Source organism: Stenotrophomonas sp. Y6, assembly GCF_022436665.1.
Lineage (GTDB): Bacteria > Pseudomonadota > Gammaproteobacteria > Xanthomonadales > Xanthomonadaceae > Stenotrophomonas > Stenotrophomonas acidaminiphila_A.
This window is the reverse complement of sequence record NZ_JAKUKB010000019.1, coordinates 1-9,684: the sequence shown is the minus strand read 5'-3', so window position 1 is coordinate 9,684 and position 9,684 is coordinate 1. Positions and strand designations below refer to the sequence as shown.

General features: G+C 71.3%; 7 protein-coding genes and 1 pseudogene. All 8 read right to left on the bottom strand.

Translation table 11 applies throughout. The annotated features are described in order from the left end of the window. Window positions 1–723: restriction endonuclease (locus MKP15_RS16860; protein WP_240213495.1), on the bottom strand; the 723-nt coding region annotated here is incomplete at its 3' end. Between the two features lie 85 nt (window positions 724–808). Beyond that, complete coding sequence (locus tag MKP15_RS16855) at window positions 809–1,597, bottom strand: YggS family pyridoxal phosphate-dependent enzyme (protein ID WP_240213494.1); 789 nt, start codon at window positions 1,595–1,597, stop codon at window positions 809–811. Between the two features lie 93 nt (window positions 1,598–1,690). Continuing rightward, a complete protein-coding gene (locus MKP15_RS16850; protein WP_240213493.1) occupies window positions 1,691–4,216 on the bottom strand; it encodes an EAL domain-containing protein in 2,526 nt (841 codons plus the stop codon). Window positions 4,217–4,219: 3 nt separating this feature from the next. Next, window positions 4,220–5,296, bottom strand: a complete 1,077-nt coding sequence (locus MKP15_RS16845) for a chemotaxis response regulator protein-glutamate methylesterase (RefSeq protein WP_240213492.1) — start codon at window positions 5,294–5,296, stop codon at window positions 4,220–4,222. Then, window positions 5,293–5,889 (bottom strand): chemoreceptor glutamine deamidase CheD, encoded by a 597-nt coding sequence (cheD, locus tag MKP15_RS16840; RefSeq protein WP_104938878.1) that lies wholly within the window; start codon window positions 5,887–5,889, stop codon window positions 5,293–5,295. The genes MKP15_RS16845 and cheD overlap by 4 nt, the downstream gene beginning before the upstream one ends. Next, on the bottom strand, window positions 5,886–6,731 hold the full coding sequence (locus tag MKP15_RS16835; protein WP_240213491.1) for a CheR family methyltransferase: 846 nt from the start codon (window positions 6,729–6,731) through the stop codon (window positions 5,886–5,888). Before MKP15_RS16835 ends, cheD begins: the two co-directional genes overlap by 4 nt. A 9-nt stretch (window positions 6,732–6,740) precedes the next feature. Further along, a complete protein-coding gene (locus MKP15_RS16830; protein WP_275692623.1) occupies window positions 6,741–9,014 on the bottom strand; it encodes a methyl-accepting chemotaxis protein in 2,274 nt (757 codons plus the stop codon). A 276-nt stretch (window positions 9,015–9,290) separates the two neighbouring features. Then, window positions 9,291–9,684 (bottom strand): annotated as a pseudogene (locus MKP15_RS16820) (methyl-accepting chemotaxis protein); the annotation flags it as partial.

Below are 9,684 nucleotides of genomic sequence, written 5' to 3'. Positions count from 1 at the left end.
CGCGGTCCTGGCCGGCGCAGGCGCCGCGGCCGGTGCGGCGGGCGCCGGCGCCGGGGCCGGGCCGGGAGCCGTTGCCGGCGGCGCGGCCGCGGCGGTCTCCGTGGCACGCGTGGTCAGGTTCTCGTCGACTTGCAGGGTGGTGTAGCCCAGGCCGGCCAGCAGCCCTACCGCCAGCGCGCCGAGGGCGGCGATGCCGGTCTGGCGTACCGCCTCGCGGCGGGCAATGCCTTCCACCATCGTGCGTATGTCGTCGGGCACGCAGGGGGCGAGCACCTGCCACAGCACGCGGCCGTCCAGCACCTCGATGGTTTCCTTCTCGGCGGCGGCCAGGCCGTCGCGTTCAACCCGCCCTTCGGTGATCAGGATGCCGCCGGCCGCGCCGGTCAGGCGCAGGGCCGCGCCCAGCTCGGTGATCGCCGGCGCGCCGATGCGGTAGGCGCGGCCGTGCTTGCACGACAGCAGCCAACGCTGGCCGGCGCGTTCCATCAGGAAGTCGCTGCTGGTGCCGCGGTCGCCGTGGTCCTCGCCGGACAGGTCGCGCATGCCGCGCTGTTCGCTCATGGCACGCCGCACGATCTGCGAGAACTCCCGCCAGCGCATGCCCGCCAGTGCGGCCAGGCCGTGCTGGGTTTCGGTCTTCCGGCGCTTGACCATCCACAACCAGGCGGAGGTCAGGCCCCAGACGAACAGTGCCAGCAGCAGGGCCAGGATCCAGGAAAACATCGTCGCGTCCGGTGAGCAAGGGTGAGTGAAGGCGCGCAGTTTATAGCGCTTCGTGCGAAGCCGATGCGACGCCGTCCGCCCCCGTTCAGCCGGCGCCGGCCGGCCAGTAGTGGCTGTCCGGGAGCGCGCGCGCGCCGAAGATGGCCTGGCCGACGCGCACCACCGTGGCGCCTTCCTCGATGGCGATCTCGAAGTCGCCGGACATGCCCATCGACAGCTCGTCCAGGCCGATGCCGTCCGGCGCCTGCGGGCGCAGGCGGTCGCGCAGTTCACGCAGGCGCACGAAGCAGGCGCGCACCCGCGCCGCGTCCTCGGAGAACAGCGCCAGGGTCATCAGTCCGCGCACGCGCAGATGCGTGAACCGCGGCAATGCGGCGATGAAATCAGCCACGTCGGCCGGCGCCAGCCCGTACTTGCTCTCCTCGCCGGAGGTGTTGACCTGCACGAACACGTCCAGCTGGCGGCCTTCCAGCTGCAGGCGGTGGTCCAGGGTCTGGGCCAGGCGCAGGCTGTCCAATGCCTGGAACTCACTGGCGAAACGCGCGACCAGCTTGGCCTTGTTGGTCTGCAGGTGGCCGATCACCGACCAGTGCAGGTCGCCCAGGTCCTGCATCGCCTCCCACTTGTGGTGCGCCTCCTGCACCTTGTTCTCGCCCAGGAAGCGGCAGCCGGCGGCGTAGGCCTGGCGGATGCGCGCCTCGTCGATGGTCTTGCTCACCGGCAGCAGGCGCACGCTGGCCGGGTCGCGGCCGGCACGCTGGCAGGCGGCGGCGATGCGTGCCTGCACCGCGGCCAGGTTGTGGCGGAAATCGTCGGCGGTCTCGGCACGCGGGTAGCGGCCGTGCTGGTCGTGGCGGGTGGGGGTGTCCGTCATGGGGTGTTCCTCGGGCAACAGCGGTGCGGGCGCATTATCGGCCTTCCGTGGTGCCGGTGGCGCGCCACCAGGCCGCAGCGGTGGCCGTGGCGCTCAGCACCGTGGCGGGCGGGCGTACGCCTGTTCGCCCAGCCATTGCTCCAGGGCATTGGCGGACAGGGCCGGCGAGAACAGGTAGCCCTGCAGCACCGGCGAGCCGTTGTCCACCAGGAACCGGCGCTGGTCTTCGGTTTCCACGCCTTCGGCGACCACGTGCTTGCCCAGGCTCTCGCCGATGCGCAGCACCGACAAGATCAACGCGCCGGCGGCCGGGTCGTGCCCGATCTCGCTGATGAAGCTGCGGTCCAGCTTCATCTCGCTGATCGGCAGCCGGTGCAGGTGGCTGAGGCTGGAATAGCCGGTGCCGAAATCGTCCAGCGACAGCCGCACCCCGAGCGCGTGCAGCGCGTGCAGGTTGGCGGGCACCTGCGGCTGCGCCGAGAGCATCACCCCCTCGGTGATCTCCAGCACCAGGGTGTCCGCTGGCTGCTGGTGGCGCTCGAGCAGCCGCCGCACCTGCTCGGCCAGCGAGGGCAGCTCGAAGGCGCTGGCCGAGAGGTTGACCGCGACCCGCGGGATGTCCAGCCCGCGGCGGCGCCAGTCGGCATGCTGGCGGCAGGCTTCTTCCATCACCCAGTGGCTGAGCTCGGCCATCAGCCCGCACTCTTCGGCCAGCGGCACGAAGCGCGACGGCGGAATGTCGCCCAGGTGCGGGTGGCGCCAGCGCAGCAGTGCCTCCACGCCGTAGAGGCCGCGGCCATCGGCATGCACCTGCGGCTGGTAGTGCAGGCGCAGGCCGCCCTGGCGCAGCGAGTCGCGCAGCGTGGCCTCCAGCAGCAGCCGTTCCTGCGCCAGGCGGTTCATGTCCGCGCTGAAGAAGCGGAAGCGCCCGCCGCCCTCGTCCTTGGCCCGGCGCATGGCCAGGTCGGCATGCCGCAGCAGCGTCTCCAGGGCGCGGCCGTCGTCCGGGTACATCGCCACGCCGATGCTGGCGCTGGCGTGCAGGGTCATGCTGCCGACCACGGTGGGCGCGGCGATCATCGCCAGCAGCCGTTCGCACAGCGCCACGGCCTGCTGCTGCGCGCAGCCCGGCACCAGCAGGGTGAACTCGTCGGCCACCTGGCGGGCGACCACCGACTCCGGGCCGGCGATGTCGTGCAGGCGCCGCGCCAGGTCGCGCAGCAGGCCGTCGCCGGCGGCATGGCCCTGGCTTTCGTTGATGCGCTTGAAGCGGTCCAAGGTCACGAACAGCAGCGCCATCGGCGTGTCCTGCTGTTCGGCCTGCATCAGTGGCTGCTCGCTGAGCGCGTTGAACATCAGCCGGTTGGGCAGCCCGGTGAGGACGTCGTAGAACGCCAGCCGGTGCATGCGCGAGCGCGCCTGTTCGCGTTCCAGCGCCAGCGCGCACAGGTGCAGGCACAGCTCCGCCAGGCGCCGGTGCCAGGCCGTCGGCGGGCCCGGGCGGTGGCAATGGAAGGCCAGCGTGCCCAGCACCTGGCCGGCGGTGGAGCGGATCGGGTTGGACCAGCACGCGCGCAGGCCCAGGGCCAGCAGCGCGTCGCGCTGGCTGTCGAACAGCGGCGCGCTGGCGATGTCCTCGATGACCACCGCGCGCCCGCGGCGCAGCGCCTGCATGCACGCCGGGTGCTCCCAGCCGCAGGTGCCGGCGGTCATCAGCGGGGCCGGCGCGGCCAGGGTGCACAACTGCCCGTCGGGTTCGCTGCGGGTCACCACCACGCGCAGGTCGGGCGCGACCCGCTCGACCTCCTGGCACATCAGCGCCATGGTCATCGCCAGCGGCTCTTCGCGCACCAGCGCGTCCAGCACCTTGCCGTTGAGGACCTCGTGGGTCTTGGCCTCGGTGATGTCGGTGAACACGTTGACCAGGCTGCCGCTGGCATCGGCCAGCGGCGTGGCCACCACCGACAGCCACAGCGGGCTGCCGTCCTTGCAGTAGCCCAGCAGGTGGTCGCGGTGGGGGCGGCCGGCGCGGTGCTCCTCGCCCAGCCGGTCCAGCGTGGCCACGTCGGTATGCGGGCCGCGGATCAGTTCGCGCGGCAGCTTGCCCAGCGCTTCCTCCGGCGCATAGCCGAGCATGCGCGAGAAACCGGCATTGACGTAACGGATGCGCGACTGGCCGTCGCACAGGAAGATCGCGTTGTCGCTGCTGTCCAGCGCCTGCGACAACAGGTGGATGTGCGCCTGCTCGTGCATGCGCGCGTCGGCGGGGCGCAGCACCGCCATGCCGCGCAGGCAGCCTTCGCCGGCGCACAGCCACAGGTCGCCGGGCCGCCCCGGGCGTGCCTGCGCGGCCAGCAGCAGCGGCGCGGGTGGCGCCTGCAGCCAGCGTTCACGCTCCTCGGGGGTCAGCAGTTCCGGCAACGGCGCCGTGTCGGCGCTGCCGCCGAGGCCGAGCATTTCGCAGGCCTTGCCATTGCCGAACACCATCCGCCCGTCGCGGTCGAGCAGCACGATGCCGTCCGGCGCGTCCTGCAGGCAGTGGCGCAGTGCCGTGTCGGCGGCGCTGGCGGCCGCCGCGGTGGTCGCTGCCTGTGGCCCGGGCGGGTCGGCGCGCGACATGGCTTACCCCTGTTGCGCCCAGGCCAGCAGGCGCGCGGCGACCTGCTCCAGCGGCACCACCTCGTCGGCGGCACCGAGCTTGAACGCCGCGCCGGGCATCCCCCAGACCACGCTGCTGGCTTCGTCCTGCACCAGGGTGCGGGCGCCGGCCTGCTTCATTTCCAGCAGCCCGCGCGCGCCGTCGTCGCCCATGCCGGTGAGGATGGCGCCGATGGCGTTGGCGCCGGCGTTCTGCGCCACCGAGCGGAACAGCACGTCCACCGCCGGTTTGTGCAGGTTCACCGGCGGGGTGTCGTCGATGCGGCAGCGCCAGCGCGCACCGTCGCGGATGATGCGCAGGTGGCGGCCACCGGCCGGCAGGTAGGCATGGCCGGGCAGGATCGCCTCGCCATCGCTGGCCTCGCGCACCGACATCGCCGAATGGCGGTCCAGGCGTTCGGCGAAGGCGGTGCTGAAACTGGCCGGCAGGTGCTGGGTGAGGACGATGGCCGGGGCGTCGGCGGGCATCATTTCCAGCACCACGCGCAGGGCTTCGGTGCCGCCGGCCGAGGCGCCGATGGCGATCAGGCGGTCGGTGGTGCGGAACTTCAGCGACGGGGCGCCGGCCGCGGTGGGGGCGATCGTGTCCAGGGTGCGCCTGGCCTGCGCCGGAACCGCCAGCGCCCGCACCCGCGAGCGCGCGGCCGTCTTGACCTTGGCGCAGATCTCCGCGGCGTAGCTTTCCAGGCCACGGGCCACGTCGAGCTTGGGCTTGGCCACGAAATCCACCGCGCCCAGCGCCAGTGCCTGCAGCGTGGTGTCGGCGCCGCGCTCGGTCAGCGACGACACCATGACCACCGGCAGTGGATGCAGGCGCATCAGGTTTTCGAGGAACGCCAGCCCGTCCATGCGCGGCATTTCCACATCCAGGGTCAGCACGTCCGGGTTCAGGCGCTTGATCTTCTCGCGCGCGATCAGCGGGTCGGACGCGGTACCGACCACCTCGATGCCGGGGTCGCGCGCCAGCAGATCGGACAGGATCTGCCGGACCAGCGCCGAGTCGTCGACCACCAGCACGCGGCAGGGGGCTTGCAGGCTCATTCGAACAGCTCCACGCCACCGGTGACCGGGGCCTTGGACAGGCGGGCGCGCACGGCCGATTCGGCGGCGGCGACTTCGGCTTCGTGCGCATGCGGCAGGCGCTGCACCACCACCCGGCCGGTCTGCGGGAAGAACCAGACCTTGCGCGGGTGGATGCCGAGCAGGTCTTCGGCGATCACCGGGATGTGCTCGGCGCGCAGGTACTGGCGCACGAACTCGGCGTTGCGGGTGCCGACCGGGTTGCTGGTGAAGCCCTTGAGCACGTTGGCGCCGCCGAACACCTTGGCCTCCAGGCGCTTGCGGTGGGCGCCGCGCTTGAGCAGGTCATTGATCAGCAGTTCCATCGCATAGCTGCCATAACGCGCCGGGGCGCCATCGCCGACGTTGCCGTCGGGCAGCAGGAAATGGTTCATGCCACCGATCTTGAGCACCGGGTCGCGGATGCAGGCCGCCACGCACGAGCCCAGGGTGGTGGTCAGCGCGGTGTCGTCATCCACCACCAGGTACTGGGTGGGCAGCAGTTTGGCGGCAATGGTCTGGAACCGCGTGTCGCGGTAGCGCATGACGTCGTCGGCGTGGGCGGGCAGGCTCATGCGCCGGCTCCGGGCACGCGCCGGTACAGGGTGCGCCCGCACGGCTGGATCAGGTCGGCCGCGTGCAGGTAGTTCTCGGAATGGCCGGTATAGAGCAGGCCGTCGTCGCCCATGTGCTGCACCAGCCGCGACAGGATGCCGCGCTGGGTGGGCTTGTCGAAATAGATCATCACGTTGCGGCAGAACAGCGCGTCGTAGGGCCCGCCGACGTCGTAGCGCGGGGCCAGCAGGTTGAGCTGGCGGAACTCGATCAGCCTGCGCAGCGCCGGCAGCACCCGGCACTTGCCCTCGTTGGGGCCGGTGCCGCGCTGGAAGTAGCGGCGCTTGAGCGCCGGATCGAGCCCGGCGATGCGCTCGAGCGGGTAAACGCCCTGCGCGCCGGTGGCCAGCACCTGGGTATCGACGTCGGTGGCGAGGATGCGGACCGGCGGGGTGAGGGTGCCGAAGGCTTCGCAGGCGGTGATCGCCAGCGAGTACGGCTCCTCGCCGGTGGAGGCCGCGCACGACCAGATCTGCAGCGGTGCGCGGTGCGCGCGCGCCAGCAGTTCCTCGCGCAGCTTCTCGAAGTGGTGCGGCTCGCGGAAGAACGAGGTCAGGTTGGTGGTCAGCGCGTTGGTGAACGCCTGCCACTCCTCGCCGCCGTCGCGCTCGAGCTGGTCCAGGTAGTCCTGGAACGAGTGCAGGCCCAGGGCGCGCAGCCGCCGCGACAGGCGGCCGTACACCATGTCGCGCTTGGCCGGCGCCAGCGCGATGCCGGCGCGCTTGTGGATCAGCTCGCAGACGCGGCGGAAGTCGCGGTCGTTGAACTCGAAATCGCGGGAGGCGGGAGCGGGCAGGGACACCGGGCGACCTCAGCTGGCCAGTGCCAGGTCGTGCGGCGCGCGCGCGGACGCCTGCAGGCGGAACGCCGACACCGCGTCGGTCAGCAGCATGGCCTGTTCTTCCATCGCGCGCGCGGCGGCGGTGGCTTCCTCCACCAGCGCGGCGTTCTGCTGGGTGGTCTCGTCCATCTGGGTGACGGTCTGGTTGACCTGTTCGATGCCGGCGCTCTGTTCCTGCGAGGCGGCGGAGATCTCGGCCATGATGTCGGTCACCCGCTGCACCGAGGTCACGATCTCGCCCATGGTGCTGCCGGCCTGGTGGACCAGCGCCGAGCCTTCGGAAACCTTGTCCACCGAGTTCTCGATCAGCTCCTTGATCTCCTTGGCGGCGCCGGCCGAGCGCTGCGCCAGGGTGCGCACTTCCGAGGCGACCACGGCGAAGCCGCGGCCCTGTTCGCCGGCACGGGCCGCTTCCACCGCGGCGTTGAGCGCCAGGATGTTGGTCTGGAAGGCGATGCCGTCGATCACGCTGATGATGTCGGCGATCTTCTTCGAGGAGGCCTCGATGTCGGCCATGGTGGTGACCACCTGGCCGACCACCTGGCCGCCCTGCGAGGCGACGTTGGCCGCGCCCTGGGCGAGCTGGTTGGCTTGGCGCGCGTGTTCGGCGTTCTGGCGCACGGTGGAGGTCAGTTCCTCCATCGAGGCGGCGGTTTCCTCCAGGTTGGCGGCCTGCTGCTCGGTGCGGCGGGAGAGGTCGTTGTTGCCGGTGGCGATCTCCGCCGCCGCCTGGTGGATGCGCGACGTCGCGGTCTGGATGCGGTCGATGATGCCGGTGAGCTGGACCACGGTGGCATTGGCATCGTCGCGCATGGCGGCGAACGTACCGCGGTAGTCGCCTTCCATCTGCACGGTGAGGTCGCCCTGCGAGAGCGCGCGCAGCACGCCCGATACCTGCTCGACGCTGGAGCCGATGGCGGCCAGCAGGCCGTTGAGCTGTTCGGACAGCTGCAGCAGGAAGCCGCTCTTGTCCTCCAGCCGGATGCGGCCGGAGAGGTCGCCATGCGAGGCGGCCACGATGATGTCGCTGACTTCCTGCTCGATCCGCACCTCCACGGTGCGGTCGTCCCATTCCACCACGTAGCCCAGGCGGTTGCCGTCGGCGTCGGTGACCGGGTTGATGATCTGGCGCATGACATGGCCGCCGACGCTGATCTGCGCGTGGTGGGTGCCATGCAGCCCGCCGAGCAGCCCGCGCTGGTGCGCCGGGTGCCGGTGGAAGATGTCGATGTTGCTGCCGATCAGGGTCTTCATGTCGAAGTTCGGCAGGTCGCGGCGCATGTCCTGCTCGGCCTTGCCCAGCATCTCCATCAACGGCCGGTTGGCGTAGATGATGTTGAGGTCGGCGTCGGCGATCATCACGCTGGTGGTGACGTCGTCCAGCGCGGTGCGGATGCGCAGGTCCTCGGCGGCGCGGGCGCGGTCCTGGGCGGCCCGGGCCTTGAGCTGGGCGATCATCTCGCCGATGGCGGCATACATCTGCCCGATCTCGTCGCGCGAGCGGTAGTCCACCCGCACGTCGAGATCGCCGTGCGAGACCGCCTGGATCGCACCCACCGCACCGGACAGCGGTCGCAGGATCGAGCGCGCGATCAGCCAGCACACCAGCAGCGCCGACAGCAGCACCAGCATGCCGGCCACGATCAGCACCCGGCCGAAGCTCCAGGCGCGCGCGGCGATGTCGTCGGTGTACTCGCCGCTGCCGATGATCCAGCCCCAGCGCTTGTGCAGGCCGACGTAGGAGATCTTCTGCACCGCGCCGTCGACGCCGGGCTTGGGCCAGGTGTAGTCGAGGAAGCCGCCGCCGTTGCGCTGTGCAAGCCTGACCATCTCCACGAAGATCTTCTTGCCGTCGGCACTGGTGGCGTCGCTGAGGTCCTTGCCGTTCAGCGCGGTCTGGTAGGGGTGCATCAGCATGGTGGGGTGTTCGTCGTTCACCCACAGGTAGTCGCTGCCGTTGGCGCTGCGCAGCGACTCGATGGCCGCCAGCGCCTGGCGGCGGGCTTCGTCCTCGCCCAGTTCGCCGGCGGCGGCGCGGTCGGCGTAGCGGTTGGCCAGCGCCAGCGCCGCCTCCACGCGGGTGTGCAGGGCATTGCGCTCGTTGCGCAGCAGTTCGTCGTGGTTGCGCCGGGCGGTGACCAGGCACAGGGCGATGATCCCGGTGGCCAGGACGGCGAGCATGAGGATGAATTTGCGGCGCAGCGGCAGGTCGCTGAAGACGCGCAGGGCGGGGTGGGCGTTCATGCGTCTGTTTCCTTTTCCGTTACCGTGCATGGAAGAACAGGCCCTGCGGCCCCTGCCACGACACGGCCGCCTGCCTTCCCGCGATATCGGCGCCCGGTTCCGCGGCTGCAGCGCCGCGGGCGGGTACCTGGCGGTTGCATGACCGCCAGCGGGATTGCAGTGCGACCGGCATCACGGAACAGGTTTTCCGCGGGATGCGCACTACCGGCCTTGCCTCCCGCCCCGCCGGGGGCAGGCGCCGACGGGCCCCGCCGGTGGGGGGCCGTCGGCGTTGGATCAGAACTCCTGCCAGTCGTCGCCGTCGGCCAGCGCCGGCTCGGTCCTGCGTGCCGCGCCGGGCTGCGCGCGCGGCGGCGCCACGGCGGGACGCGCGGCGGCGCGCCGGGCGGCGGGCGGCAGCGGGGACGGCGCGGCCGCGGGCGTCGCGGCGGCATCGTCGAGGTGGAACAGGGCGACCGCTTCGCTCAGCTGGTGCGCCTGTTCCTCCATCGAACGCGCGGCGGCGGTGGCTTCCTCCACCAGCGCGGCATTCTGCTGGGTGGTCTCGTCCATCTGCATCACGGTCTGGTTGACCTGCTCGATGCCGGCGGTCTGTTCCTGCGAGGCCGCGGAGATCTCGGCCATGATGTCGGTCACCCGCTGCACCGAGGTCACGATCTCGCCCATGGTG

Bases quoted from the DNA above. Each gene is read 5' to 3' on its own strand.
- MKP15_RS16855 (WP_240213494.1), bottom strand. From the start codon at position 1,597: ATGACGGACACCCCCACCCGCCACGACCAGCACGGCCGCTACCCGCGT.
- MKP15_RS16830 (WP_275692623.1), bottom strand. From the start codon at position 9,014: ATGAACGCCCACCCCGCCCTGCGCGTCTTCAGCGACCTGCCGCTGCGC.
- cheD (WP_104938878.1), bottom strand. From the start codon at position 5,889: ATGAGCCTGCCCGCCCACGCCGACGACGTCATGCGCTACCGCGACACG.
- MKP15_RS16850 (WP_240213493.1), bottom strand. From the start codon at position 4,216: ATGTCGCGCGCCGACCCGCCCGGGCCACAGGCAGCGACCACCGCGGCG.
- MKP15_RS16845 (WP_240213492.1), bottom strand. From the start codon at position 5,296: ATGAGCCTGCAAGCCCCCTGCCGCGTGCTGGTGGTCGACGACTCGGCG.